Genomic DNA, 26,175 nt, shown 5'->3' with positions numbered 1-26,175 from the left:
TCACCTCGCGGGCGGGATGTTCGCGTTGTGGTGGAACACGTTCCGCGGGTCGTAGTCCGCCTTGATCCGGGCGAGCCGTTCGTACTTCGCGGGACCGTACGAGGTCCGGACCCGGTCGGCTTCGTACTCGGCCATGAAGTTGACGTACCCCGCCGAGTTGGACGAGAACGGCACGAGCGCCTCCCAGAACTCGCGCACCCACGCGCGGTCCGCGGCGAACGGCTCCGGTTCGGTCGCGAGCGAGTCGATGTTGATCAGGATGCTCTCCCGCCGCGGGCCGCCGAACGCCGTCGCGTCGTCGTCGACCTCCGTGAAGGCACCGCGCATCGAGAAGATCGGCATGATCGACATCGGTGAGGTCTTGCGCGGCAGGAAGTCCGCGATCACCTCGATGACCTCGTCGGTGAACCCGTCGGCGTAGGCGGCCTTTTCGTAGCCGAGGATCCCCCACGGAGCGGCGTCGTCGAGCATCCGCTGCAGCTCCACGTACGGGATCGGCGAGACGAACTCGAACAGCGGCGCCGGCCCGGACCGCGCCGCCCGGACCGCCTCGGCGTGCTGCGCCTCCCCCGAGAACCCGGCGACCAGCAGGGCGTAGCCGGGCCGGAAGTGGTGACGCTCGGGGACGAACGGCGCCGGCGGCGCGTTGAGCCCGGCGACGAGCGCGCCCATCTCGCCGGGCAACGTCGCGAGCACCTCGCGGGCCTGGGTCAGCGCGGCGACGCCGTCCTCGAGGCCCCAGAAGAACAGGCCCAGGTGGACGAGCGGGCCGACGGGGTGCAGCCGGAACTCGAACTCGGTGACGACCCCGAAGTTGCCCCCGCCTCCGCACAGCGCCCAGAACAGGTCGGGGTGCTCCTCGGCGGACGCGCGCAGGACGTCGCCGCCGGCCGTGACGACCTCGGCCGAGAGCAGGTTGTCGCAGGACAGGCCGTGCTTCCCGGTGAGCCAGCCGAAGCCGCCGCCGAGGGTCAGGCCGCCGACGCCGGTGTGGCTGATCGTGCCGCCCGGCACCGCGAGCGCGTGCTCCTGCGTGGCGGCGTCGAGCTGGGCCCACGTCGCGCCGCCGCCGCAGCGCGCGGTGCGGCCGGCGGGGTCGACGCTGATCGCGTCGAGGGAGCTCAGGTCCAGCACGAGGCCGCCGTCCACGACGGCCGCACCGCCGTAGTTGTGGCCGCCGCCGCGCACCGAGACGTCGAGGGCGGCTTCGCGGGCGTAGGTGAGCGCCGTCGCGACGTCGGCAGGCCCGGCGGGCCGGACGACGACGGCAGGGTGGCGGTCGATCTCCCCGTTCCAGACCGACCGGGCGACGTCGTAGCCGGGTTCCCCGGCGGTGAGGACGGCTCCGGACAGCCGGGTGCGCAGGCTCTCCAAGGTGGGTTCGGCGGTCGAGGTCATGGCGAGTCCTCTCACAGCGGATCGAACGCACATAAGTCGCCTGACCTGCGAAGATCGTTACCGTCAGCGATCGTCACCACGGTCGGTGAGCAGCAGTCGCTGGGTGAATCCCGCCGCCGCGAGCCGGCCGAATGCCCGCTCGACCACGGGCGGGACGACCTGCGGGACCACGAAGCCGCGCGCGGCGTACTCGGTGATCCGCTGCGTCTCGCCGACGAGCATGCTGATCACGCGGTCGGCGTCCTCCTCGCCGCTGAGGTGGTCTTCGAACGACGCCGCTTTCGACGCGCACACGATGTCGATGCCGGGCCAGAGCCGCTTCGCCGTGGCGTAGGCCCGTCGCTGCTGGTACGGCCGCGTCACCAGCGTCACCGACCGGATCTCCCGCTCGGCGAGCAGCTTGCGGGTGAACACGATGTTCTCCCCCGTGTTGCGCGCCGCGGGTTCGACCAGGATCGCCTCGTCGGGCACGCCGAGCTCCAGCGCGATCTCGCGGTAGTGGACCGCTTCGCCGCGCGGGAAGCGCTCCACCGTCGTCGGCGCGTTGGCCCCGGTGAACACCACGAGCGGGAACCGTCCGGCGTGGAACAGCTCCGCCGCGTGGACGGCGACGCCGGGATCGCGGCTGCCCAGCCCGATCCCGGCGTCGGACCGCCGGGGCTCGTGCCGCAGGTCGTGGTAGTCCCACAACGTGCGGACGTCGGCGTCCAGGTACTCCGGCAGCATCAGCCGAACGCGGCTCGCAGGGCCGGCTTCCCGCCCGTGACCGGGAGCGTCACCGACGTCTTGGTCAGGTCGAGCGCCAGTCCCGCGCCCGGCTTCGGCCGCAGCGTGTAGTCGTGGTCGCTGGACGCCAGCAGGAACTCCAGGCGGTGGCCCGCCGCGAGGATGTAGTCCTTCGGCATCAGCTCGACGCCGATCCGGTAGGTCTGCCCGGGCGTGATCGGCTCGGTCCGGGCCGGCGACGTGCGGTTCTGCGGGTCGGTCCAGCCGCGGCTGATGATGTGGGATGTGCCGTCGGCGGCGCGGTCGAGCAGGATCACCGAAACGTTCGCCGCGGGCCGGTCGAACGCCAGCGCCAGGTCGGCCCGGACGGTGCCCGAGAGACGTACGGACTGCTTCGCCGCCGAAGTGGCGTACAGCAGCCGGTTGCCCGACGACGCCAGGCCGGCCAGCTGCTCGACCGTCTTCGACGAGTCGTCGGCGAGCGTTTCGACGGCCGCCGTGCCCGGCACCGGGTTGCGCGTGTCGATGGCGCCCTTCGACCGGCCGCCCGGCCACGGGTACACGCGGACGTCGGCGGTGCCCGGCGCCGGCCAGTCGGCCTCGTCGGTCCACGACAGGTCTTCGCGCTGGATCGTCGCCTTCGGCTCGTTCTGGATGCCGTTGTCGATCCCGTAGAGGTAGTGCGACATCCACTTGTTCAGCGTCGTGAGCCAGACGTCGCGCCGCAGCGAGTACGGGTCGGCGTGGCCGGACTGGTGCAGCCAGATCTTGTGCTCGACCCCGTGCGCCTTCAGCGCTTCGTACCACTCGGCGACCTGGTCGGTCTTGACGTTCCAGTCGTTGAGGCCGTGCACCGCGAGGACCGACGCGTGGACCTTCGCGACGTCGTTGCGGTAGTTGCGGACGTCCCAGAACGGCGTGTAGTCGCCGGTGACGCGGTCCTGGTCGCGGGTGAGCCCGTCGATCACCGGGCGGCAGACCTGCCGGTCCGCGCGGGTGTAGACGTACTCGGCGAGCACGTCGGCGTCCTCGCCCTGGTAGCCGCCGGCGGCCACGACGGCGCCGTCGTTGCGGTAGTACTGGTACCAGCTGGAGATGGCGGCGATCGGCACGATCGTCTCGAGGCCTTCGACGCCGGTGCTCGCGACGGCGTTGGGCAGCGTCCCGTTGTAGGACACGCCCATCATGCCGGTCTTGCCGGTGCTCCAGTCCGCCTTCGCCGCGGCGCCGGCGGCGTCACGGGCGGGTGCGCGGCCGTTGAGCCAGTCGACGACCGAGCGGGCGCCGATCGTCTCGTTGACGTCACCCGTGGTCGGGCAGCCGGTCGAGAGGCCGCTGCCGAGCGATTCGCCGTACACGACGGCGAAGCCGCGCGCGGTGAAGTAGTCCTGGTAGCGCCAGGTGATCGGGGCGGCCGGGCCGACCCCGTGCGCGGCGACGCGCGGGCCTTCGGCTTCGCGGGCGTACCCGGGCGCGGACAGTTCGACGTCGACGTCGTGGTTGGCGACGTCGTTGCCGCCGGCGTAGTACGGGCTCGCCTGGTAGACGACGGGGACCTTCAGGCCCTGCTGCGTCGCGCGCGGGCGCACGACCTGGGCGTGGACGAGGTCGTCCGTCCCGTCGTGGTCGCTGTCGACGGGCGCGGTGACCCAGACGTCCTCGCGGACGACGTCGGCCGGGTCGAACACGGGCTGCGCCTGGCCGCCGGTGAAGACCGGGCCGGGTGGATCGGCGGCTTCGGCGGTGACCGCCGCGAGCGGCAGGGTGGCCAGTGCGAGGAGCAGGACTGCGGTTCGTGCGGCTTTCACTCAAACCCCCAAGCCGGGCGAAGCGGACGACTGTCGAGACTTCCGCCCCGGCCTCGGGAGTGTCAAGAGACTAACGTCGGGGGCATGCCGACCGTGGAAGCGCCGATCGCCGCCGTGACCGTCTACCCGCAGCAGGCCCGGATCACCCGCCGGGGCAAGGCACCGCTCGACGGCGGGCCGCGCCTGACCTTCGCCGGGCTGCCGCCGGGCCTCGACCCGGCGTCCGTGCGCGTCACCGGCACCGGTCCCGCGCTGATCACCGGCGTCGACGTGCGCACCGAACAGCACGCGACGCCGGCCGACGCCGCGTTGCGCGCTTTGGTGGAGCAGCGACGCGCGGACCAGGCGACGCTCGACGGCGTCGTGGACGACGAAGCGGCCGAAACCATGAAGGTGGATTTGCTGACTTCGCTCGCGAAGCGCAGCGGCGGCAGCTTCGCGAAGGCGCTGGCGGCCGGAACCGCCGAGCCGTCGCGCGTCGCCGAAGTGACCGACGCGCTGAGTGCGCGGCTGGCGTCGGCGTTGAAGGCCCGGCGGGTGTTGAGCGAGCGGATCACCCGGCTGCGGGAAGACCTCGCCGCCTTGGATCGGCGGATCGAGTCCCACCGCGCACAGTCCTATCAGGACAGTACGACGGTCGTCGTGGAGCTGGAGATCGCGGATACGTCGGGGTCGGCCGAGCTGGAACTGTCCTATGTGGTCCAGGGCGCGAGCTGGCAGCCGGGCTACGACGTCCGCGTCCGCGACACTTCCGTCACCGTGGTGTCGTACGGCTTGGTCAGCCAGTACACGGGCGAGGACTGGCCGGAGTGCGAACTGGCCCTGTCGACGGCGCGGCCGGCGATTTCGGTGGTGGTGCCGGAGCTTTCGCCGTGGTACCTGGACCGCGTCCACCCGGTCCCGGCGACCCCCGCGGCGGCGTACGGCGGTTCGGGCGGCGGGATCCCGGAAGGTTCGCGAATGCGGTTCGCGGCGGCGGCCGCTGCTCCGATGGCACCGAAGTTCGCCGCGGTCGAGCAGGGGACGACGGCGGTGACGTACCGGCCGTCGCGTCCGGTGGCGGTGCCTTCCGGGGCCGAGGGGCATCGGACGACGTTGGCCGAGCTTTCGTTGACGGCGGTTTTGGGTTACGTGACGGCACCGCTGTTGGCCGAAGAGGCTTATCTGCGGGCAACGGTCGTCAATACGTCTTCGTTCGCGTTGCGGCCCGGGCGCGCTTCGGTTTTCCACGACACCGAGTTCGTGGGGACGACGACGTTGGACGCGTGGGCGCCCGGGGAGGAACTGGAGCTGGCGTTGGGGGTGGACGACCGGATCCGGGTCGAGCGGGAGCTGGTTCGGCGAACGGCGTCGAAGGCGACTTTGTCGGGGCAGAAGCGGCGTGAGGCGGAGTACCGGATTTCCGTCACGAACCACGGGCCGCGCTCGGCCGAGGTCACGGTGCTTGATCAGGCACCGGTTTCCCGGGACGACACGATCACGGTGCGGGATGTGAAGACTTCGCCGGAGCCGGTGGAGACGTCGGCGCTGGGTGAGCTCACGTGGAAGCTGACGCTGGGGGCGGGTGAGAGCAAGACGGTGACGTTGTCCTACCGGGTGGATGTCGCGAAGGGCGTGGAACTCTCCGGCTGGCGCGAGTAGCCCGGACCGATCCCGATTCCCGGAAAGCCGAAACAACGGGCCGGAAAACGCTACGATGCGCGACGCCGGGAGAGCGGCGGAATCGACGATCGGAGTCAGGGTGAAAACGGGGGCGGACGCCGCGCGAGCGGAGATCGTCGAGTTCTGGCGCACCGTGGAAATGTTCAGCCCGCAGACGGTGGACAAAGTCAACCGGGAGAAGGCGGTGTTCGGCGTCCGTCCGGGCCAGCCGTTGCCGTGGGACCCCGAGCACGACCTCGCACGCCGGAAACTGCTCCCGCACCAGGCCTGGCGACACGTCGTCTATCTGGGCGTCTACCGCCTCGACGAGGTGTTCGAGGCATTGGCGCGCGTCTTCGAACCGGACAAGGACAGCTACGACGAGCGCCCCACGGGGGACAGCGCGCTCGCCGCCTTCGTCGTGAACGAAGACGGATGCGCCCTGCTCGACTCCGAAGTCCTGTCCTGCTGCGCGTGGGCGACCGGTCAGGTCGTACGCGATCACCGCTGCGAGCCGGACTGGCCGGCGCTCTTCCAGGACGACCTGCTCCGCTTCTCCGGCGCGTGGCGGGATCTGGTGACCGACGAGCTGCACGTGGAGGGCGAAGCCCTGCAGTACGTCCCGCAGGTGCTCGACCACGAAGCGCTCACCGAATGCCTGGCCGCCGCGGTCGCCGCCGCCGGAACGGCCGGGACGCTGTCCAGCCCGGAGATCCGGATCAGCAGCCAGATCGTCGCCCGGCGCAAGGCGGACGACGTGGCCGGTCACGACTTCCTCAACAGCTTCATCTTGGACGACCTCGACCACGTCTCCCGCCGGGTGGCCGAAGGCCACTTCGGCGCCGCGCTGCACGATTACCTGCTGCCGCACGCCGCATTGCGCACGGCCGAGCGCGTCGACGTGCGCACCAATCCCGACGTCGTGCTGGCCGCGACGGCCCCCGACGCCGTGCCGGACGGCCGCTGGCCGAGCAAACCGGAGCACGCGCTCGCGCTCAACCAGCAGCTGGCGGTGAGCACGGCGCTGCGGACGGCGGACGAGGGTGGCGTGATGGGCGTCAACGGCCCACCCGGCACCGGCAAGACCACGATGCTGCGCGACCTCATCGCGGGTCTGGTGGTGCGACGCGCCCACGAGCTGGCCGCGCTGCCCGAGCCCGGCGACGCCTTCACCGGCCGGAAATCGACGTGGCGCACCGGGGACCGCAAACGGGCGCTGTCCCACTGGCGTCCGGAACTCACCGGCTTCGAGATCGTCGTTGCCTCGGCGAACAACGGCGCCGTGCAGAACGTCACCGACGAGATCCCGGCCGCGTCCGCCATCGACGAGAACTGGGCGGACCGGGCGGCCGCCGTCGACTACTTCCCCGCCATCGCCACCGCGTTGCTCGCACCGGACCCCGAGGCCGACCCGCGGAAGCCGCACGACGCGCCGTCCGACCACCCGGCTTGGGCGCTGATGGCGGCTCGGCTGGGGAACAAGGGCAACCGCGGCCGGTTCGTCAGCACGTTCTGGTACCACACTCCGGACGACCCCGAAGCGGACGACGCGTGGTACGGCCTGCTGTCCGTGCTCAAGGGCTACGAGCAAGAAATACCCGAGCAGTCCTGGTCCGCGGCCGTCCGCGAGTTCCGGGCCGTCGAAGCCCGCGTCGCCGCCGGCCGGGCCGAACGCGCGGAGTTCCACCAAGCCGGGCAACGCCTTCCGCGGTTGCGGAAGAGCGTGGTCCGCCGGCACGAAGACGTGTCGACCGCGGACACGCGAGTAGCGAAAGCGGAAGCCCGGCGCACAGCAGCCATCGGCGAGGAGAAAACCCGGGCCACCGAGGCACTCGGCATTGCTCAGAGCCGCCGAGCCGAGCTGGAGGAACTGGCCCGTGACCGCGTCGTCCACGCGGAACGGTTCGTCGAGGCGCGCCGGTCGGACCTCGAGCGCATCGGCACGGCCGGTCTCGCCGAAGCCGAACGGACCGTGCGGACACGACGAGCCGAGCTGGACGGCCGGGAGCAGGCCCTCCTCGCCCACCGGTCGGCCCTGCCCGGGACCTGGGACCAGCTGCGGACACTGGGGCGTGCGCGCAAGCAATGGGCCTGGCACCACGATCGGCTGGTCAACCAGGAAGGCGCGGCCAGGCAGGAGCTGGCGGCGGCGCAGCGGAGTCGCGAGGCCGTCCAGTGGGAGGTCACCACCGCTCAGCGCGCGTTCGACGACGCGGTGCGCGAGCTGAGCGAGGCGCGCGCCACGGTGACCGCCGGCATCCCCCTGCCGGACGTCGACTACCGACCGCTGGTCGCGGCCCGCCGGGAGGTGGCGCTCGCCGACCAGGAGCTGTCCACCGGGCTCCAGGCCCGGGCTGAGGCACAGCAGCGCCTGCAAGCCGACGAGCGCGAGCTTTCCGCGAGCACCGATCTGATCGAGAAAGCGAAGATCGCGCTCGGTCCGCACTTCCCCGACGACACCTGGTGGGAGGATCGCGAACGCCGGGAGTCGAGCGCACTGTGGACCGACGCCGGCTGGAACACCACGCGAAGCGAACTGCTGTTCGCCGCTTTGGCGCTGCACAAGGCATTCATGCGGCACGCGGCCACCAAGGTGCGGCAAAACCTCCAGGCCGCCATGGACGTTCTCAGCGGCGACGCACCTCGTGACGCGCCGGCCGAGGCGATCCGGGTCGCGTGGCAGAGTCTCTTCTTCGTGGTCCCGGTCGTTTCGACGACGTTCGCGTCCTACGCGCGCCTGTTCGGCCGTCTCGGCAAGGAGGCTCTGGGTTGGCTCCTCATCGACGAAGCCGGGCAGGCGACGCCGCAGAACGCGGTCGGCGCCCTGTGGCGGACGCGCCGCGCACTCGTCGTCGGCGACCCCCTCCAGCTGGAGCCGATCACCACATTGCCTTTCCGCGCCGAGCAGGCGATCCGCGCCGAACTGGGCGTCGACGAGCAGTGGCTGACCAGCCAGACGTCGGTCCAGCGCCTGGCCGACCGGCTCACCAGGCTGGGCACCCCGCTGCGTGACGACGAGGGCGAGACGTGGGTCGGGGTCCCGTTGACCGTGCACCGGCGGTGCGACCAGCCGATGTTCCACATCGTCAACACGGTCGCCTACGACGGTCTCATGATCGACGGCACCTCGCCGGCCTTGGGCCGGAAGTTCGCCGAATCCTATCCGGATCTCCCGGCGTCGAAGTGGATCGACGTGACCGGCGACAGTGCGCAGGGACACTGGATCCCCGACGAGGGCCGTCAGCTCGATCGCATCCTCGAAACGTTGACGCGGCTGGACTTCGACATGTCCGAGGTCATGGTGATCGGCCCGTTCCGGGACATCGCCCGCCAGGTCGCCATGCGCGCCGGCCGTCACCGTGGGCTGGTGGCCGGAACGGTGCACACCGCCCAGGGCAAGCAGGCCGACATCGTGATCCTGGTGCTCGGCAGTGCGCCCGACCGGCCGGGCGCCCGCAACTGGGCTTCGAGCAAACCCAACCTGCTCAACGTCGCCGTGAGCCGCGCCAAGCGACGGCTCTACGTGATCGGCGATCACCGGGAATGGGCGCGGTGGCGGTATTTCAAGACGCTGGCCGCGCACTTGCCCCATTCCGCACCGGTCGGGCGGTGACACCCGGTCCGCGACGCACCGCGGGCGCTCACCCGGCATCGGGTGAGCGCCCGCGTTCGTCCGTCGTGACCGGACGTCAGCCCTGGGAGATGTAGGCCTCCAGTTGTTCCTGGCTCTGCTCCAGCTGCTCCATCCGGTTCTTCACCACGTCCCCGATGGAAATGATTCCCGCGAGGCGGCCGTCGGCCAGTACCGGGACGTGGCGGATGCGGCGCTGGGTCATCAGCACCGACAGCTGGTCCACCGAATCATCCGGTGTGCAGCTCGCCACCAGCTTCGTCATGATCTCCGACACCGGCCCGTCCAGCAGGCCCGGACCGTGCTCGTTCAGGCGCCGGACCACGTCTCGTTCCGACACGATCCCCGCTATCGATCCGTCCGGGGCGACGACCACCATCGCGCCCACGTTGTTTTCGGCCAGGCCGGCCAGCAGCGCGGTCACCGTGGTCTCCGGGGTGACCGTTGCGACCGCCGACCCCTTCTTGCGCAGCAGATCCGCAATCCGCATGGCGATCCTTCCCGTCGGTGAGCTGGATCACCACAGGGTAAGGGCACCGGGACGTGCGCGAAAGTCCGGCAAACGGGGCGAATTCGTGGTATGAAAAAGTTTCAGCCGAGACGTTCGGCCAGGCCGTCCAAAGCCAGGCGGATGCCGGCCGCGTAGTCGTCGTCGCACAGGGCGTCCAGACGGCGCCGGGCCAGCTCCAGCTGCTCGCGCGCCGCCGCGAGATCACCCAGTTTGCGGTAGTCCTCGCCCAGGTTGAGGTGCAGCGACGGGTAGAACCCGCGCACGGCCAGCGACGAGTGGTATTCCTGGGCCCGCGAGTCGGTCAGCGAGTCCGCCGCCGCCAGCGCGCGCAGGTCCCACTCCAGCTCCTCCGCCGGGTCGTCGCAGACGTCGGCCAGGTGGTGCGCCAGCGCGACGCGGTGCAGCGGGTCGCCGTCCGGCCCGATCGACGCCCACAGCTCCGTGAAGGTCGCGTACGCGCCCGCGCGGTCGCCGCCGATGTGCTGCCGCAGGCCGGCGTCGATCGCCACCATCACGTCGTCGGTCATGCCGCTCCCTCGTCCGCCAGCGCCCGCAGCCGGGCCAGCCCCGGGCCGATCCGCTCGGCCGCGACCGCACCGTAGCCGAACACGAGCCCGTGCCGCCGCTCCCCCACGGCGAAGTCCCCCAGCGAGTACAGCCGGACGCCGTCGCGGCGCGCGCGGCGGACCAAAGGCGACAGATCCACCGGAGCGGACGCGCTCAGGTGCAAGCCCGCGGAAGACGGCAGCGGCGTCAGGAAATCGAAGTCCCGGAGGAGCGACGACAGCAGCTCGTGCCGTTCGCGGTAGACCTTCCGCATCCGCCGGACGTGCCGCGCGAAGCCGCCCTCGGCCATGAACGCCGCCAGCGCCGCCTGTTCGACGTTCGGCGCGTGCCAGTCGGTCAGGTACCGGGCCTTCACCAGCGACGGCACGAGCGACGGCGGCGCGACCAGGAAGCCCAGCCGCAGTGCCGGGGAGAGCACCTTCGAAAACGAGCCGACGTACACGACCCGGCCACGGGAATCCAAGCTGTGCAACGGTTCCAGCGGCCGGCCGGTGTAGCGGAACTCGGTGTCGTAGTCGTCCTCGACGAGCACGGCGTCGTTCCGCTCGGCCCAATCGAGCAGCTCGAGCCGCCGCTCCAGCGACATCGACAACCCCAGCGGGTACTGGTGCGACGGCGTCACGTACACCAGCCGCGTCCCGGCCGGGATGGCGCGGACGACGATCCCGGACGCGTCCACCGGCACCGGCGCGACCCGCACGCCGCGCGCGGCCAGCACCAGCCGCGGCGGCGGGTAACCGGGGTCCTCGACGGCGGCCACGTCCCCCGCGCGCAGCAGCACGCGCCCGACCAGGTCGGTCGTCTGCTGGGCGCCGGCGGTGACGACGACCTGGGCCGCGCTCGCCCGCACGTCGCGCGACACCCCGATGTGCCGCGCGATCTCGGCGCGCAACGCGGGGAGACCCTGCGGGTCGCCGTAGGTCATCAGGTCGGCCTGGCCCGCGCGCAGCCGCTGCGTGACGAGCCGGCGCCACGTGTCGAACGGGAACCGCGTCAGGTCCGGGACGCCGGGCCGGAAGTCGAACTCCGGCGCCGGGGCGAACGGCGCGGGCGGCGACGGCACCGCGTCCCACTCCGGCAGCGGCCGCACCCCCGAAACCGAGGACGGCGCGGGCCGGGTCAGCGACGAGGCCGTGACGAACGTACCCGCGCCGACGCGTCCGGCGAGGAACCCCTCGGCGGTGAGCCGGTCGTACGCCGCGCTGACCGTCGTCCGGGAGACCGCCAGCCGCTGCGCCAGCTCCCGCGTCGGCGGCAGCGCGTCACCGGACCGGATCCGGCCGTCCAGGATCGCCGCGCGCAGCTGCCGGTAGATCGCGTCGCGGTGCCCGCGCGTCCCGGACAGGTCGATGTGGACGTCCATCGCTCCAGATTGGCACACTGGAAGTGGTCGAGCTTTGGCACTGTTCGTGGTCCGCTCCCCCGCCTAGCGTGCGAAGCATGGATCGCCGCGAACTCGACCGCCGCAGCCTGCTCGTGCTCGACAAGCTTGTCGCCACCGTCACGCCCGCCGACCTCGCCCGCCCCACCCCGTGCGCCGGCTGGACCCTGGCCGACCTCCTCCGCCACCAGGTCAGCGAGAACCACGCGTTCGCGACCGCGGCCCGCGAAGGCTCGGCCCCGGACTGGGACGCCGGCGACCTGGGCGACGACGCCCCCGCCGCGTACCGGGCTTCCGTCGACGACTTCCTCGCCGCCATGGCCGACGACGCCGTGCTCGACCGGCAGCTCACGATCAACCACTTCGGCACGTTCCCCGGGACGGTCGCCGCGCACATGCACCTCGTCGACACCGTCGCGCACGGGTGGGACCTGGCCCGCGCGCTCGGCCTGCCCTACGAGCCGGACGCCGAAGCCGTGCACGTCGCGCTGAAACTGGCCGGGCGCATCCCCGACGAAGGCCGCGAGAAGAACGGCTCGTTCGCGCACCGCGTCGAGCCCGAAGCGGACGCGAGCGAACTCGACCGGTTCCTCGCCCTCCTCGGCCGCGACCCGGCGTGGACGGTCAGCTGACGTCGCCGGGCCCGGCGCTCCACGTGTCGCACGCCTTCGTCGTCTTGACGTCGTAGCCGGCCTTCGCCCAGGACAGCTGGTGCGCGCGCGAGCCGTGGGTGTCGCTGTCGTTGGCGCGGCCGTAGTCGGCGACGGCGGCGTTCGCCAGCGAGCGGCTGACCGAGCCCGAGCCGGCGACCGCGGCCAGGAACAGCGCGCCGAAGCAGTTCGCCTGCAGCTCGATCCGGCGGACGACCTCCTTGTCGGCCGCGCTGTCCTCGTTCGGCGAGGTCATCTTGTCCGCCGCCGCGGACAGGATGCCGCTCTCGCGCTGCACGTGGTGCCCGTACTCGTGGGCGATCGTCGCGATGTGCCGCGCCTTGTTGAGCCCGGCGTCCGACAGCATCCAGTCGGTCGGGGCGTAGATCGTGGTGTCGCCGCCGCAGTAGTAGGCGACGGCTTCGTTCTTCGTCGGCGCTTCGCCGCACGCGCTGTGCTCGGGCAAGGTCACCGAGACGGTCGCGGTCAGCGTCGGCTCGTTCGCCTTCCGCAGGGCCGGGCGCCACGACTGCTCCAGGCAGTCGACGAGCGCCCCGTAGTAGGCCTTGAGCTGGTCGGCGGCCCGGCCGAGATCGGGCAGCGAGCACGTGGCGGGTCCGGGCGTGATGCCGTCGGAGAGCAGCGGGTTGCGGGCCAGCTCGGGCACGGCCTTCGCGGGCTTCCCGTCCGAGCCGCCGCTGTACGCGCGGCCGGTGTCGACGCCCTGCGCCACGAACGCGTGCCCGTCGACCCGGTGCGGGATGGTGGCCGCGATCAGCGAGATCGCCAGCACGACGATCATGACGCCGGCGACCGCGCCCCAGAGCCGGTTGCGCGGCGGGGCGATCGGGACCGGGGGTGCGGCGGCCCAGTTCGGCGCCCAGGGGTTCGGTTCGGGCACCCACGCGGGCTCGGGAGACCGGGCCACCATCGGCGGCGGTGGTGGCGGCCCGGACTCGCCCGGACGTCCCGAGCCGTCGGTGTCGGTCACGTTCTCCCCCTGCTCGATGGCACCAGCATACGGACACCCGAAGAGGGGAGGATCACGAAACGAAAACACCGCCCGGTGGCCGGCAGGACCGCCAGCAGGCGAAACTGAACCTTGTTCCGGTCAGAACGGCGCTACGGGCCGAAACTTCGCTCACCTGCGTGACCGTTGCGCCGGGCGACGGCTGAATAAGGTTCACTGTCGGCATGAGTGTCGAGGATCCCCACCTGTGGCTGGAAGACGTGACCGGCGAGGAAGCGCTGGACTGGGTGCGCGCCCGCAACGGCGAGACGCTGGCCGAGCTGACCGAAAGCCCCCGGTTCGCCGAGCTGCGTGACGAGCTGCGCGAGGTGCTCGACGCCGACGACCGGATCCCGTACGTGCGCCGCCGCGGGGAGCTCCTCTACAACTTCTGGCAGGACGCGAGCCACCCGCGCGGCCTGTGGCGGCGCACGACGCTCGAGTCCTACCGGCGGCCCGAGCCCGAGTGGGAGCTGCTGCTCGACGTCGACGCGCTGGCCGAGGCCGAGGGCGAGAATTGGGTCTGGCAGGGCGCGACCGTGCTGCGGCCGGACTACCGCCGCGGCCTGGTCGAGCTGTCCCGCGGCGGCGCGGACGCCACGGTCGTGCGCGAGTTCGACCTGGACGCGCACGAGTTCGTCGAGGGCGGCTTCACCGTGCCGGAGGCGAAGACGCGGATCGGCTGGATCGACGAGGACCGCGTCTACATCGGCACCGACTTCGGTGAAGGCACGCTGACCAGCTCCGGCTACCCGCGGCTGGCCAAGGAGTGGCGCCGCGGCACGCCGCTCGAGGCGGCGACGACGGTCTACGAGGGCAAGCCCGAAGACGTCTCGATCGGCGCGTCCCACGACCCGACCGAAGGCTTCGAACGCGACTTCGTCAGCCGCTCCGTCGACTTCTACCGTTCCGAGCTGTACCTGCGGACGCCCGAAGCGCTGGTCAAGATCGACGTCCCCGACGACGCGAGCGCGTCCGTCCACCGCGAGTGGCTGCTGGTCCGGCCGCGCACGGCGTGGACGACCGGCGGCACCGAGCACCCGGCGGGGTCGCTGATCGGCATCCGGTTCGACGACTTCATGGCCGGCGACCGCGCCTTCACGACGCTCTTCACGCCCGACGACCACACCTCGCTCGACTACTGGGCCTGGACGCGCCACCACCTGCTGCTCGGCACGCTGCGCGACGTCCGCACCGAGCTGCGCACGCTGACACCGGGCCCGGACGGCTGGGCCGAAGAGCCGCTGTCCGGCGGGCCGGAGTTCGGCAGCGCGGACATCTTCGACACCGACCCCGACGTCAGCGACGAGTACCTGATCAACTCCAGCGGCTTCCTCCAGCCGTCGACGTTGAGCTACGGACACGTCGGCGAAGAGGTCGAAGTGCTGAAGCAGGCTCCGGCGTTCTTCGACGCTTCGGGCATGGAGGTCGCGCAGTACTTCGCGACGTCGGAGGACGGCACGAAGATCCCGTACTTCGTCGTCCGGCCCTCGGGCGCCGAAGGCGGACCGACGCTGCTGACCGGCTACGGCGGCTTCGAGGTCTCGCTGACGCCGTCCTACAGCGGGATGATCGGCCGCGGCTGGCTCGCGCGCGGCGGCACGTACGTCGTCGCGAACATCCGCGGCGGCGGCGAGTACGGGCCGAGCTGGCACACCCAGGCGATCAAGGCGCACCGCCACCGCGTGTACGAGGACTTCGCCGCGGTGGCCGCGGATCTGGTCGAGCGCGGCATCACGACGCCGGAAAAGCTCGGCATCCAGGGCGGCAGCAACGGCGGCCTGCTGATGGGCGTCATGCTGACGCGCTACCCGGAGCGGTTCGGCGCGATCGTCAGCCAGGTGCCACTGCTGGACATGCGGCGCTACCACCTGCTGCTGGCCGGCGCGTCGTGGATGGCCGAGTACGGCGACCCCGACGAAGCGGCCGAGTGGGAGTTCATCGCGAAGTACTCGCCGTACCAGAACGTCCACAGTGGACGCGCGTACCCGCCTTCGCTGTTCGTGACGTCCACGCGCGACGACCGCGTGCACCCCGCCCACGCCCGCAAGATGGTGGCGCGCATGCGTGAGCAGGGGCACGACGTCCGCTACCACGAGAACATCGAAGGCGGCCACGGCGCCGCGGCCGACAACGAGCAGCTGGCGTTCAAGTGGGCGCTGGTGTTCGAGTTCCTGTGGGAGCAGCTCACGAAGTACTGAGCCGTTGGTTACCAATCCGACCACAGTCACGGCCGGATGGCTTTCGTGGCAACGGTTGCCTGCCGCTCAGGGGCCGGCCTACTTTAGGTCGGATCAGTAACGTGCGCGAGCACGACGCCGCCGACGATCAGGGCCAGCGCGGCCACCCGGCCGACGCTGAGCGGGTCCTTGGTCACGACGACGCCGAGCACGATCGCGCCGACGGCGCCGATCCCGGTGAACACCGCGTAGGCGGTGCCCACCGGGACGGTGTCCATCGCGCGCGAGAGCAGGTACACCGCGGCGGCGCCGAGCACGAAGCACAGCAGCGTCGGCCACGGCTTCGTGAAGCTCTCCGTCGGCTTGATGCTCTGCGACCAGGCGATCTCGACGAGCCCGGCGCAGACGAGCGTCACCCAGCCCATGAGACGCCTTCGAGAGCCTGACGACGGGAAGCCACGCGGTCGGCTTCGCGCGCGGCGAGGTGCGGGTCGACCAGGGCGTTGGTCAGCTCGGCGTGCACGAACCGGACGTCGTCGACGTCGTAGTGCCCGGCGAAGAAGTCGCGCAGGTAGCGCTCGTGGTGGTCGAACGGGGCTCTGGGCGTCCCGGGCGCATACGTCCCGCCGCGGGCGCCGGCGACGACGAACGCCTTGCCCCGCAGGGACATTCGCGGGAACGTCACCTGGTCGATCCACGTCTTGAGCGCGGCGGGGATCGAGAAGTTGTACATCGGCGCGCCGATCAGGACGACGTCGGCTTCGAGCAGTTCGGTCAGCAGCGGTTCGACAATCGCCCAAGCCTGCTTCTGCGCCGGCGTCTCGACGACGTCGGCGTAGTGCGCGGGATTGGTGATGCTCGCGGTCAGGAGTGCGTCGCAGATTTCGGTCCAGGCCTCACCGATCACCGGGACCGGGTCGGCGGCGAGGTCGCGGTAGGTGCGGGTGCCCGCCCAGGTGGCGGCGTAGCGCGCGGACAGCTCGCGCGAGAACGACGCGCGGCGGGCGCTGGAGTCGAGGTGCAGCAGGTGGCTCACGATTTCCTCCTCAAGTGGACACGGCGTCCACTTGAGGTCAACTGGACGTCTTGTCCGCTTATTCCCTAGGCTCACGCCATGCCCGAACGCGCCGACGCCGCCCGCAACCGCGCGAAGATCCTCGCGGCGGCCGACGAGCTGTTCACCGCCCACGGCGCGGCCGACGTGACGATGGAGGACATCGCCCGCGCGGCCGGCGTCGGCCGCGGAACGCTCTACCGCCGCTACCCGGACCGCGCGTCGATCGCCGTCGCCCTCCTGGACGAGCACGAACGCCGGTTGCAGGAGTCGCTGCTGCGCGGCGACCCGCCACTGGGCCCGGGCGCGCCGCCGGCCGAGCGGCTGGCGGCGTTCTACGCGGCGATGGTGGAGCTGCTGGAGCGGCACGCGCACCTGGTGCTGGGCACGGAGGTGGGCCACTCCCGCTTCACGACGGGCGCGTACGGCTTCTGGCGCACGCACGTCCGGGTCCTGGCGGCGGGAGCCCCCGACCCCGACGTCCTGGCCGACATCCTGCTGGCGCCGCTCGCGCCGGAGCTGTACCTGCACCAGCGCGCGCGAGGCGTGTCGCCGGAGCGGATCACGGCGTCGCTGCGGGAACTGGCCGGCCTCCTCTAGTCGAGCCCACGTGGCCGGGCCCGCTTCGGGACGTACACGCGCTGCGGTTTCGGCTCTTCACCACGGATCCGCGCAAGGGCGGCTTCGAAGGCCGTGAGCACGTCGGCGACGAAGACGAGCCGGCCGACGCCGAGCCGGCGCAGCGCGGGCCCGTGGTCGGCGGCGACGGTGACCGCGACGCCGAGCAGCAGCACCCGCCAGGCCCCGAACACCGCGGCACGCACCGGTTTCGCCAAGCCCGCGAACCCGACCCGCAGCCGGTGGCAGTGGAAGGGCACGTGCCGTTCCTCGTCGGCGAGGATCCGGGCGGCGACCTGCGTGACGAGCGGGTCGCCGGCGCCGTCGCGCAGGGCGCGGTAGTACCGCAGCGCGACGACCTCGGCGATGAGCAGCACCATCAGCTCCAGCCGCAGCCCGAGTGCCCGCCGCAACCACACGAACACGGTGTCGGACCAATGCGTCGCGATGGTGGGCACTCCGGCGGCGCCGAGGAGCGCGGCGAGCATCCGCGCGTGGTTCTGCTCTTCGGCGACGAAGAGCCGGACGGCGGCGAGGTAGTCGCCGTCGCCGGCCTTGGCGATGAGGTTGGCGCCGTCCCCGGCCTCGCCGACCTGGAACCGTTGGATGCTGCGCGCGACGTCGGGGTGCAGCCGGGCCCCGCGCGCCCAGGGCGGATCCTCGCGACGGCGTCGGCACTCGGCTTCCGCTTCGAATTCCCGCAACCAGTTCATCGAACCCGATGATGCCGCCCGGCCGTGGATTTTCCGAGCGGCTCCGGTGGAGATCCCGTGAAGGTCGACGGCTACTAAGTTAGGATGCTAGCATCCTGTCATGGCGGACAAGGACGTCAAGCAGTTCAACGTGTACCTCCCCGTCGACCTGATCCGGGAGGTCAAGCACTACGCCGTCGACACCGGGCAGTCACTGTCGGCGCTCGTCACCGAGGCGCTTCGCCAGTACCTCGCCACCGAAGGAGAACAGCGATGACCACCACCGGGATCACGGCCGTGTACCTCGAGACGCACAACTGGGGGAAGGCGGCCAAGTTCTTCCAGACCCTCGGCTACGAAATCGACTTCGCGACCGACCACAATTCGGGGTTGCTGCGCAACGGCGACGGGCCCTACCTGTTCATCGCCGAGGTACCCGAAAGCCGGCCGATCGGGACGCAGCTCGTCCTGAAGACCGACAGCGACGTGCCACCCGACGTCGAGGTCGTGTCGCCGTTCGAGGACACCCACTTCGGGACGCGCGAGATGACGGTCCGTGATTCCGACGGGCGGGAGTGGATCCTCCAGGCCGGGAACTGAAGCAAGGACCGGGCTGCCGTCCACGGCCGCCGTTGTCCGGCGGCCGTCCCGGGAGGATGGGACGCCGGGACGGCCCGGCTGCTCGTCGGCCTCGGCTTCGACGCCCTGGCCACGACGAGCCTCGGCGTGGCCAACGCGGTGGCCGGACCCGCGCGACCCGGGCGGAGGTCCTGGCCAACGTCCGGGAGATCGCCGAGGCGACACCCCTGCCGGTGAACGCCGATCTCGAGAACGGTTTCGCCGACGACCCGGCGGAAGCGGGCGCCGACGTGCTGTACGCGCCGGGCCTGCGCACGCTCGACGAGATGCGCGCCGTGGTGTCGTCGGTGGGCAAGCCGGTCAACGTCGTGATGGGGTTCGCGGACCCGTCGATCACCCTGGAGCAGCTGGCCGGGATCGGCGTCCGCCGCGTCAGCATCGGCGCGGCGCTGTCCCGGCTCGCGTTGAAGTCCTTCATGGACGGAGCCCGCGAGATGCGCGCGGGCCGGTTCGGCTTCGTCGGCGACCTGCCGCCGATTTCCGAGCTGTGGCAGGCGTTCGACTGAGTCGGACGCCTGCCACAGCTCGACGGTCAGCTACAACCCGAAGTCGCGCCGCAGCCTTCGCAGGCGTAGCACGAGCCTGCCGGGCGCATCTTCGTTCCGCACGTCATGCACAGCGGGGCGTCCGCCGCCTTGCCGAGGCGGAGCTCCATCAGCTCCGTCGTCGTCTGGGCCTCGCGGTGCGGGTGCTCCGGCTCCGCCACGTGCGGCTCCGGCGTGGAGTCCACTGTGGACTGAAGGGCTTCGAGGTCGACCTTCGGGGCGCCGTAGGTGGCCTCCACCTCCGCCGATCGCTCGTCCGCCGACAGGATGCCCAGCTGCGCACGCTTCTCCTGCGGCAGGTAGTCCAGCGCCAGGCGGCGGAACAGGTAGTCCATCACGCTCGTCGCGATGCGGATGTCCGGGTCGTCGGTCATGCCCGCCGGCTCGAAGCGCAGGTTCGAGAACTTCGAGACATAGAACTCGAGCGGGATGCCGTGCTGCAGGCCCACCGAGATCGACATCGAGAACGCGTCCATCACGCCCGCCAGGGTCGACCCCTGCTTGCCCAGCTTGACGAAGATCTCGCCGAGGCCGTCGTCCGGGTACGAACCCGCCGTCAGGTAGCCCTCCGCGCCGCCGACGGTGAACGACACCGTCTGGCTCGGGCGCTTCTTCGGCAGGCGCTTGCGCACCGGCCGGTACTCGACGACCTTCTCCGGCTCCGCGGCCGCTTTCTCCTTCTTGGCCGTCGACAGCGGCTGGCCGACCTTGCAGTTGTCGCGGTAGATCGCGAGGGCCTTGAGACCGAGCTTCCAGCCCTGGAAGTAGATCTCCTCGACCTCTTCGACCGTCGCCGACTCCGGCATGTTGACCGTCTTCGAGATGGCGCCCGAGAGGAACGGCTGCACCGCGGCCATCATCCGGACGTGGCCCATCGGCGCGATCGAGCGCTCGCCGACCGCGCAGTCGAACACCTCGTAGTGCTCGGGACGCAGCCCCGGCGCGTCGACGACGTGGCCGTTCTGCGCCACGAACTCGACGATCGCCTCGACCTGCTCGTCCTGGTAGCCGAGCGCGGTCAGCGCGCGCGGCACCGTCTGGTTGACGATCTGCATCGAGCCGCCGCCGACGAGCTTCTTGAACTTCACCAGTGAGAAGTCCGGCTCGATCCCGGTGGTGTCGCAGTCCATCATGAAGCCGATGGTGCCGGTGGGCGCGAGCACCGATGCCTGCGCGTTGCGCCAGCCGTGCTTCGTACCGATGTCGAGACCCTTCTTCCACTCCTCCGTCGCCAGCGCGCGGACCGCGGCGTCGTTGGCGTGGTAGGTGCGGACGAGCTCGTTCGCCGCCGCGTGCTTGCGCATCACGCGCTGGTGCGACTCGGCGTTGCGCGCATAACCCTCGTACGCGCCGACCGCCTGGGCCATCTCGGCCGAGCGCCGGTACGACACGCCGGTCATCAGCGACGTGATCGCCGCCGCCAGCGCGCGGCCGCCGTCGGAGTCGTACGCGTGGCCCAGCGCCATGAGCAGCGCGCCCAGGTTCGCGTAGCCGATGCCGAGCTGGCGGAACTTCCGCGTCGTGTCGGCGATCGGCTCGGTCGGGAAGTCCGCGAAGCAGATCGAGACGTCCATCGCCGTGATGACGAACTCGACGGCGCGCGCGAACAGCGGCGCGTCGAACGTGCCCTCGGGCGTGACGAACTTGAGCAGGTTCAGCGAGGCGAGGTTGCAGCTCGAGTTGTCGAGGTGCATGTACTCGCTGCACGGGTTGGACGCGGTGATCCGGCCCGACTCCGGGCAGGTGTGCCAGTCGTTGATCGTGCCGTCGTACTGGATGCCGGGGTCGGCGCACTCCCAGGCCGCCTGCGCGACGTCGCGGAACAGCTTCTTCGCGTCGGTCCGCTCGATGACCTCGCCGGTGAGCCGGGCACGCAGGCCGAAGTCGGTGCCGTTCTCGACCGCCTGCATGAACTCGTCGGACACGCGAACCGAGTTGTTCGCGTTCTGGTACTGCACCGAGGAGATGTCCGCGCCGGAGAGGTCCATGTCGAACCCGGCGTCGCGCAGGACCTTGATCTTCTCCTCTTCGCGCGCCTTCGTCCGCACGAACTCCTCGATGTCCGGGTGGTCGATGTCGAGCACGACCATCTTCGCCGCGCGCCGGGTGGCGCCGCCGGACTTGATGGTGCCCGCGGACGCGTCGGCGCCGCGCATGAACGAGACCGGGCCGGACGCGGTGCCGCCGGAGGTCAGCAGCTCCTTCGAGGAGCGGATGCGGGAGAGGTTCAGGCCGGCGCCGGAGCCGCCCTTGAAGATCAGGCCCTCCTCGCGGTACCAGTTGAGGATCGACTCCATCGTGTCGTCGACGGCGAGGATGAAGCACGCGCTGACCTGCTGCTTCGAGGCCGTGCCGACGTTGAACCAGACCGGGGAGTTGAAGCTGAAGACCTGGTGCAGCAGCATCCAGGTGAGCTCGTGCTCGAAGATTTCGAGGTCCTGCGGCGCGGCGAAGTAGCCGTGGTCGCGCGCCGCCTTGACGTACGTCTTCACGACGCGGTCGATGAGCTGCTTGAGGCTGCGCTCGCGCTGCGGGCTGCCGACCGCGCCGCGGAAGTACTTGCTGGTGACGATGTTGGTGGCGTTGACCGACCAGGACGCGGGGAACTCCACGCCGCGCTGCTCGAAGTTCACCGAGCCGTCGCGCCAGTTCGTCATCACGACGTCGCGCTGTTCCCAGGTCACCTGGTCGTAGGGGTGCTTCCCCTCGGTGGTGAAGACCCGCTTCACGCTCAGCCCGCCGGCTGCCTTGCTCTTCTTGCCGGCGGCGGCGCCGGTCCTGGTTCCCACGGTTTCGGTCATCGGTCGAACCCTCACTCCCGCAGCGGGACGGTCAGTCGCCGTCTGCTCGCTGATCGCTCTCCTCCGGGGCAGCAGAACCCGCAATGGCCTCACGAAGATCGGCGATCTCCTTCTCGAAGTCCTCGACGGACGAGAAGGAGCGGTAGACGCTGGCGAACCGGAGGTAGGCGACCCCGTCGAGCTCACGCAGCGGGCCCAGGATGGCCAGGCCGACCTCGTGACTCGGGATCTCCGCCAGACCGGCGGAGCGGATCGACTCCTCCACGCGCTGCGCGAGCTGCTGCAGCGCGTCGTCGTCGACCGGCCTGCCCTGGCAGGCGCGGCGGACGCCGCTCACCACCTTGTCCCGGCTGAACTGTTCGGTGACCCCGGACCGCTTGACGACGGCGAGCACCATCGTCTCCGAAGTCGTGAACCGCCGTCCGCACGACGCGCACGAGCGCCGCCTGCGGATCGCCTGGCCTTCATCCACCTCTCGGGAGTCGACGACCCGGGAGTCCGCATGCCGGCAGAACGGGCACCTCATCCGCCGATCACCTTCCCCTCACGGCCGGCCGCCCCGGTCGACGCCCACGCGGCCACCATGCACCCCTGCACCTGGTGATCGTTTTGTGGACATCCGGTGGGTAAGAGCCGACCAGCTGTGGACAACTGCTGCCCAGTCTACCCCAACCTGTGGACCAACTACAGCGGTGTAACTACTACATATAGCGGGCGAGCGTAGAACTCGGAGGGGACGGACGCAAGCGGCGCGGCCGGGGCGGGACCCGCCCGGGTGAGGATGAATCGGTCTCGGGTCGGAGGCTCGGAGTGGCTTGGGACGGGCCGGGGAAGCCGCGGGGACGACATCACCCTGGTGGAGCAGTGGGACCGGGGGGTCGAGCGGCCCGGGCCGGTGTCGTGAAGGTGGCCGGGTTCCGCCTCCTGCGGGATCGGCGGTTTCACTGGAGCGGGTGATTCACGGCGGTCGTTCGGGACAGGCGGGACCGGCTCGTGCCGGTGGGCGTCGTTCGGTTCATTCAGGGTGGCCATTGGCCACCGGACTCATGTCACCCGAATGGAGCAGCGAGACCGGGGCGGCGAGCACCGTGTGGGCCTGGCAGCCTCGCAGGTGCGGCTCTCCCGCCACGATCGGCGGTATGCCGACGGGCAGTCATCCGCGAGGCACCCCTCTGCCGAGCGATCAGCGCCATCTCGGCGGACCGTCATCCGAGGGACAGCATCGACCGCGCGAACAGCAGCATTCCGGCGGGCCTGACAGCGCTGCGGGGGCCATCTCCCGCGCGATCGGCGGCATCCCGGCGGGCTCGACGGAGCCGCGGGGCACCCACCGCCGGGCGATCACCGACACCTCGGCAGGCAGTCACCCTCGAGCACCCGCTGACGCACGACCGCCGACACCTCGGCGAGCCAGCACCGCTGGACACCCTCCCTCGCGCAACCGGCGGCATCCCGGCGAGCGAGCAATCACTCCCGGAGCACCATCCCCCGCACGACCGGCCGCATCCCGGCAGGCGATCATCCCCGAGAAGGCGTCACGGTGCGGGAACGGCGTCGGCGACCGGGACCGTCAGCGGCAGCCCGGGCACCAGAATCGCCTCGTCCAAGCGGTTGAGGTCCTTGATCCGGGCGACGACCGCGCTCGCGTCGCTGTCCGGGGCGAACCGCGCGGCCAGCGAAGAAAGGGTGTCGCCCTGGCCGACCGAGACCGTCGCCGTGCGCTCCGGCACCGGTGCGTTCGCCGCCGCGCCGCCGCCGAACAGGCCCAGCCCGGTGACCACCAGGCAGCTCGCGACGGCGAGCGCGGCCAGCCACGGCCACCGCACCGGCACCCGGCGGGGCGCCGCGCACGGGGAGCCGGCCGGCCCGCGACCCGCGACGACCCGCGCGCGTGTCGGCGGGCGCTGGACCTCGCCGCGGCGTCCGCGCAGGACGCGCACGGGGCGGGGTGGCGCCGGGACCGGGATCGCCGGGCGGGCTTGCCCGCGTTCGGCCAGAATGGACATCCGAACCTCCTCGAAACCCTGGTGTCCGCCCGTTTCCGGGGCCGGTGCCGGCCCGTGGATCAAGGTCGAACAGGCGTTCTATCGAACGCCCGTGCGAAGGTCTACCACCTACCACCGACAAAATCGAGCGGACACGGCGTGTCGATCGAACAGATGTTTGAAATCGTCGTGCCCGGGGGCTAACGTCGGTGACCAGGGCATCTGCCGGGCAGATGCCGCCGGCGAGCCTGCCCGCACCCCGCGGGCGGCGGCCGGCGCGCGATACGTGCAGCGAACGTCTGGGAGGCGACGCAAGTGGCGAAGGAGAACAAGGCGGGCAGGACCAGTGGGTCCCCCGGGGGCAGTGTGCACCCCATGCCCGAGGTCTACGACGTGGACGAGACTCTCACCGTCCGCCAGCAGCAGGTGCTCGACGTGATCCGCGGCTGGGTGAGCCGCTTCGGCTACCCGCCGAGCGTCCGCGAGATCGGGGAGGCGGTCGGGCTGACGTCGACGTCGTCGGTCTCGCACCAGCTGCGTGCCCTGCAGCGCAAGGGTTACCTGCGGCGGGACGCGAACCGCCCCCGCGCGGTCGGCGTGCTCTCGGCGACCGACGACAACCCCATGGGCATCGAGATGGACCAGCAGCCGGTCATGCCGAAGGCGGCGTACGTGCCGCTGGTCGGCCGGATCGCCGCCGGTGGCCCGGTGCTGGCCGAGCAGGCCATCGAGGACGTGTTCCCGCTGCCGCGGGAGATCGTCGGCGAGGGCGAGCTGTTCCTGCTGAAGGTCACCGGCGACTCGATGATCGACGCGGCCATCACCGACGGCGACTGGGTCGTGGTCCGGCAGCAGCCGGACGCCGACAACGGTGAGATCGTCGCGGCGATGATCGACGGCGAGGCGACGGTCAAGACGTTCAAGCGCAAGGGCGGCCACATCTGGCTGATGCCGCACAACGAGGCGTACGACCCGATCCCCGGTGACGACGCCACGGTGCTCGGCAAGGTCGTGGCCGTGCTGCGACGCCTTTGAGAGGTGGCTTCCGGGCTATCGCACGGCCCGAAAGGTTCACCTGATCAGATGATCTTGGCCGTGGGGAGCCGAGATCGGCAGTGGAGCCACCGCGGGCGTGATCCCGCCGGCGGGCAGGACGGGAAGCCCGGCCCGTCCCCCGCCGAGCCGGACGACGTGCTCGTGTTCGCCCCTCCGTGCGATGCGCAGGACGCGCGGCCGCAGCGGCCGCGCCCCGCACCGCGCGGAGGGGGCGGCCGGTTCACCGGACAGCCGATGCGGGAGAGCGCCGCGATTCGAGTCCCGCAGACGTTTCAGCCGCGGCGGCGCCGCAGCCTGTTGAACCCGAACCACCCGAGCCCCACCGCGGCGACCGCGATCCCCGCCGCCGGCAGGACCGGTACTCCCCCACTGTCCGAAGCGGACCCGCCGCTCGCGCTCGACGTCGGCTTTCCGTCCGTCGAAGGCGCCGAAGCCGCCAGTGCGGCCGCTCCGCGAACCGCGCGGATCGGCTCACCGACGCCTTCGCTTCCCGACAGCAACGTCCCGTCCGGGTCGAACGCGATCGCCTCGCCCTGCTTCTCCCCCGGCAACGGAATCCGCACCGGCGTCCGCTGCAACGCCGCCAGCACGTCGCCGTCCGGCGCCGGATAGACATACGCATCCGTATAGGTCCGCAGCGCCACGACACTTCCGTCGGCCGACGTCGCGCCGCCCGTCACGAGCACCGAACCGAACGAGCCCACCGGGCCGCCCTGGGTGTCGGTCTCCGAGAGCCTCACCGTGCCGACCTTCTCCAGGTTGGTCGGCCCGGGGCTGGCCAGCGGCCCCGACGGCCGGTACACGCGGGCCTCGCCGAGGATGTCCTTGGTGATCAGGTACAGCGTCCCCGCCTTGTCCATGATCAACGCTTCGGTGTCGTGCTGGCCGTCCGGGTACGTGAGCCGGTGCAGCGTCAGCTTGCCCTCGGGACTCATCTCCAGCAGGGCGACCGTCAGCCGGCCCTTCTTGTTGTCCCCGGTGTCGGACAGCCACAGCCGGCCGTCGGACGTCCGGGCCAGGTCTTCGACGTCGAAGGGATCGGTCTTGTCCGTGAGGACCTTCTGGACCTTGCAGTCTCGGCCCAGGACGAACACCTGGACCTTGCTGCCGCCGTCGTTGATCGCGTACAGCTTCGAGCCGTCGGACACCAGGCCGGACAGCTCGCCGATCCGGGAGTCCTTCACCGTGCACAGCGTCTCCGGGGCCGCCGGAGCCGCGGAAGCCGGGACGGGCCCGCTGAGAACGCTCAAAGAAACTGCCGCGAAAGCGACCACCCAGCGCAC

General features: G+C 71.0%; 23 protein-coding genes. 9 read left to right on the top strand and 14 right to left on the bottom strand.

The window, feature by feature from the left end; translation table 11 throughout:
• The 3 genes from AA23TX_RS08970 to AA23TX_RS08960 all read right to left on the bottom strand — a co-directional run bounded on the left by AA23TX_RS08970 (window position 1) and on the right by AA23TX_RS08960 (window position 3,932).
• On the bottom strand, window positions 1-1,398 hold the full coding sequence (locus AA23TX_RS08970; protein WP_155542096.1) for an FAD-binding oxidoreductase: 1,398 nt from the start codon (window positions 1,396-1,398) through the stop codon (window positions 1-3).
• 63 nt (window positions 1,399-1,461) lie between these two features.
• Window positions 1,462-2,124: a YdcF family protein gene (locus AA23TX_RS08965; protein ID WP_155542095.1), complete on the bottom strand. Its 663-nt coding sequence runs from the start codon at window positions 2,122-2,124 to the stop codon at window positions 1,462-1,464.
• The gene (locus AA23TX_RS08960) at window positions 2,124-3,932 is read right to left on the bottom strand and encodes a Xaa-Pro dipeptidyl-peptidase (RefSeq protein ID WP_155542094.1); all 1,809 of its coding nucleotides are present in this window, start codon (window positions 3,930-3,932) and stop codon (window positions 2,124-2,126) included. Before AA23TX_RS08960 ends, AA23TX_RS08965 begins: the two co-directional genes overlap by 1 nt.
• A gap of 84 nt (window positions 3,933-4,016) precedes the next feature.
• Here AA23TX_RS08960 and AA23TX_RS08955 point away from each other — a divergent pair, with 84 nt between their 5' ends.
• Together AA23TX_RS08955 and AA23TX_RS08950 are read left to right on the top strand one after the other, a co-directional pair.
• Window positions 4,017-5,573 carry a DUF4139 domain-containing protein gene (locus tag AA23TX_RS08955; RefSeq protein WP_155542093.1) on the top strand — a complete coding sequence of 519 codons (1,557 nt, stop codon included), beginning with the start codon at window positions 4,017-4,019 and terminating at the stop codon, window positions 5,571-5,573.
• 100 nt (window positions 5,574-5,673) lie between these two features.
• Entirely contained in the window at window positions 5,674-9,186 is a 3,513-nt protein-coding gene (locus AA23TX_RS08950) for a DEAD/DEAH box helicase (RefSeq protein WP_230862400.1), read from the top strand.
• 76 nt (window positions 9,187-9,262) lie between these two features.
• On the opposite strand, the gene AA23TX_RS08945 is transcribed toward AA23TX_RS08950, so the two are convergent.
• From AA23TX_RS08945 to pdxR, 3 genes are all read right to left on the bottom strand, one after another.
• A complete protein-coding gene (locus tag AA23TX_RS08945) occupies window positions 9,263-9,694 on the bottom strand; it encodes a CBS domain-containing protein (protein WP_155542092.1) in 432 nt (143 codons plus the stop codon).
• Between the two features lie 101 nt (window positions 9,695-9,795).
• Window positions 9,796-10,242, bottom strand: coding sequence for a hypothetical protein (locus tag AA23TX_RS08940; RefSeq protein ID WP_155542091.1), 447 nt, complete (start codon window positions 10,240-10,242; stop codon window positions 9,796-9,798).
• Entirely contained in the window at window positions 10,239-11,645 is a 1,407-nt protein-coding gene (pdxR, locus tag AA23TX_RS08935; RefSeq protein WP_155542090.1) for a MocR-like pyridoxine biosynthesis transcription factor PdxR, read from the bottom strand. The genes AA23TX_RS08940 and pdxR overlap by 4 nt, the downstream gene beginning before the upstream one ends.
• Before the next feature lie 77 nt (window positions 11,646-11,722).
• Here pdxR and AA23TX_RS08930 point away from each other — a divergent pair, with 77 nt between their 5' ends.
• The gene (locus AA23TX_RS08930) at window positions 11,723-12,295 is read left to right on the top strand and encodes a TIGR03086 family metal-binding protein (RefSeq protein WP_196425243.1); all 573 of its coding nucleotides are present in this window, start codon (window positions 11,723-11,725) and stop codon (window positions 12,293-12,295) included.
• Here the strand turns inward: AA23TX_RS08930 and AA23TX_RS08925 are convergent.
• Window positions 12,288-13,244, bottom strand: coding sequence for a neutral zinc metallopeptidase (locus tag AA23TX_RS08925; RefSeq protein ID WP_155544332.1), 957 nt, complete (start codon window positions 13,242-13,244; stop codon window positions 12,288-12,290). The genes AA23TX_RS08930 and AA23TX_RS08925 overlap by 8 nt on opposite strands.
• A gap of 263 nt (window positions 13,245-13,507) precedes the next feature.
• Here AA23TX_RS08925 and AA23TX_RS08920 point away from each other — a divergent pair, with 263 nt between their 5' ends.
• The gene (locus AA23TX_RS08920; RefSeq protein ID WP_155542088.1) at window positions 13,508-15,523 is read left to right on the top strand and encodes a prolyl oligopeptidase family serine peptidase; all 2,016 of its coding nucleotides are present in this window, start codon (window positions 13,508-13,510) and stop codon (window positions 15,521-15,523) included.
• An 83-nt stretch (window positions 15,524-15,606) separates the two neighbouring features.
• Here AA23TX_RS08920 and AA23TX_RS08915 read toward each other — a convergent pair whose 3' ends face one another.
• Window positions 15,607-15,927 carry a DMT family transporter gene (locus tag AA23TX_RS08915; RefSeq protein WP_155542087.1) on the bottom strand — a complete coding sequence of 107 codons (321 nt, stop codon included), beginning with the start codon at window positions 15,925-15,927 and terminating at the stop codon, window positions 15,607-15,609.
• Entirely contained in the window at window positions 15,915-16,538 is a 624-nt protein-coding gene (locus AA23TX_RS08910; protein WP_196425242.1) for an FMN-dependent NADH-azoreductase, read from the bottom strand. Before AA23TX_RS08910 ends, AA23TX_RS08915 begins: the two co-directional genes overlap by 13 nt.
• A 78-nt stretch (window positions 16,539-16,616) precedes the next feature.
• Here AA23TX_RS08910 and AA23TX_RS08905 point away from each other — a divergent pair, with 78 nt between their 5' ends.
• Window positions 16,617-17,156 (top strand): TetR/AcrR family transcriptional regulator, encoded by a 540-nt coding sequence (locus AA23TX_RS08905; RefSeq protein WP_155542086.1) that lies wholly within the window; start codon window positions 16,617-16,619, stop codon window positions 17,154-17,156.
• On the opposite strand, the gene AA23TX_RS08900 is transcribed toward AA23TX_RS08905, so the two are convergent.
• Entirely contained in the window at window positions 17,153-17,887 is a 735-nt protein-coding gene (locus AA23TX_RS08900) for a ferritin-like domain-containing protein (RefSeq protein WP_155542085.1), read from the bottom strand. The two genes, AA23TX_RS08905 and AA23TX_RS08900, sit on opposite strands and share 4 nt — an antisense overlap.
• Before the next feature lie 100 nt (window positions 17,888-17,987).
• On the opposite strand from AA23TX_RS08900, the gene AA23TX_RS08895 reads away from it, so the two are divergent.
• The 3 genes from AA23TX_RS08895 (at window position 17,988) to AA23TX_RS08885 (ending at window position 19,011) form a co-directional block, all read left to right on the top strand.
• The gene (locus AA23TX_RS08895; RefSeq protein WP_155542084.1) at window positions 17,988-18,143 is read left to right on the top strand and encodes a ribbon-helix-helix domain-containing protein; all 156 of its coding nucleotides are present in this window, start codon (window positions 17,988-17,990) and stop codon (window positions 18,141-18,143) included.
• Complete coding sequence (locus tag AA23TX_RS08890; RefSeq protein WP_155542083.1) at window positions 18,140-18,466, top strand: VOC family protein; 327 nt, start codon at window positions 18,140-18,142, stop codon at window positions 18,464-18,466. Before AA23TX_RS08895 ends, AA23TX_RS08890 begins: the two co-directional genes overlap by 4 nt.
• 212 nt (window positions 18,467-18,678) lie before the next feature.
• Window positions 18,679-19,011, top strand: coding sequence for an isocitrate lyase/phosphoenolpyruvate mutase family protein (locus tag AA23TX_RS08885; RefSeq protein WP_196425241.1), 333 nt, complete (start codon window positions 18,679-18,681; stop codon window positions 19,009-19,011).
• A 26-nt stretch (window positions 19,012-19,037) separates the two neighbouring features.
• Here the strand turns inward: AA23TX_RS08885 and AA23TX_RS08880 are convergent, their stop codons facing one another.
• The 3 genes from AA23TX_RS08880 to AA23TX_RS08870 form a co-directional block, all read right to left on the bottom strand.
• On the bottom strand, window positions 19,038-21,851 hold the full coding sequence (locus AA23TX_RS08880; RefSeq protein ID WP_155542081.1) for a vitamin B12-dependent ribonucleotide reductase: 2,814 nt from the start codon (window positions 21,849-21,851) through the stop codon (window positions 19,038-19,040).
• A gap of 31 nt (window positions 21,852-21,882) precedes the next feature.
• The gene (gene nrdR / locus AA23TX_RS08875) at window positions 21,883-22,377 is read right to left on the bottom strand and encodes a transcriptional regulator NrdR (protein WP_155542080.1); all 495 of its coding nucleotides are present in this window, start codon (window positions 22,375-22,377) and stop codon (window positions 21,883-21,885) included.
• 1,009 nt (window positions 22,378-23,386) lie between these two features.
• A complete protein-coding gene (locus AA23TX_RS08870; protein ID WP_155542079.1) occupies window positions 23,387-23,857 on the bottom strand; it encodes a LysM peptidoglycan-binding domain-containing protein in 471 nt (156 codons plus the stop codon).
• Between the two features lie 354 nt (window positions 23,858-24,211).
• Here AA23TX_RS08870 and lexA point away from each other — a divergent pair, with 354 nt between their 5' ends.
• Complete coding sequence (gene lexA / locus AA23TX_RS08865; protein ID WP_196425240.1) at window positions 24,212-24,871, top strand: transcriptional repressor LexA; 660 nt, start codon at window positions 24,212-24,214, stop codon at window positions 24,869-24,871.
• A gap of 293 nt (window positions 24,872-25,164) precedes the next feature.
• Here lexA and AA23TX_RS08860 read toward each other — a convergent pair whose 3' ends face one another.
• Window positions 25,165-26,175 carry an SdiA-regulated/phytase-like domain-containing protein gene (locus tag AA23TX_RS08860; protein WP_155542077.1) on the bottom strand — a complete coding sequence of 337 codons (1,011 nt, stop codon included), beginning with the start codon at window positions 26,173-26,175 and terminating at the stop codon, window positions 25,165-25,167.

The organism is Amycolatopsis camponoti, assembly GCF_902497555.1.
Lineage (GTDB): Bacteria > Actinomycetota > Actinomycetes > Mycobacteriales > Pseudonocardiaceae > Amycolatopsis > Amycolatopsis camponoti.
Note: the sequence above shows the minus strand (reverse complement) of the source record. Positions and strands in the feature narration are given on the sequence as shown.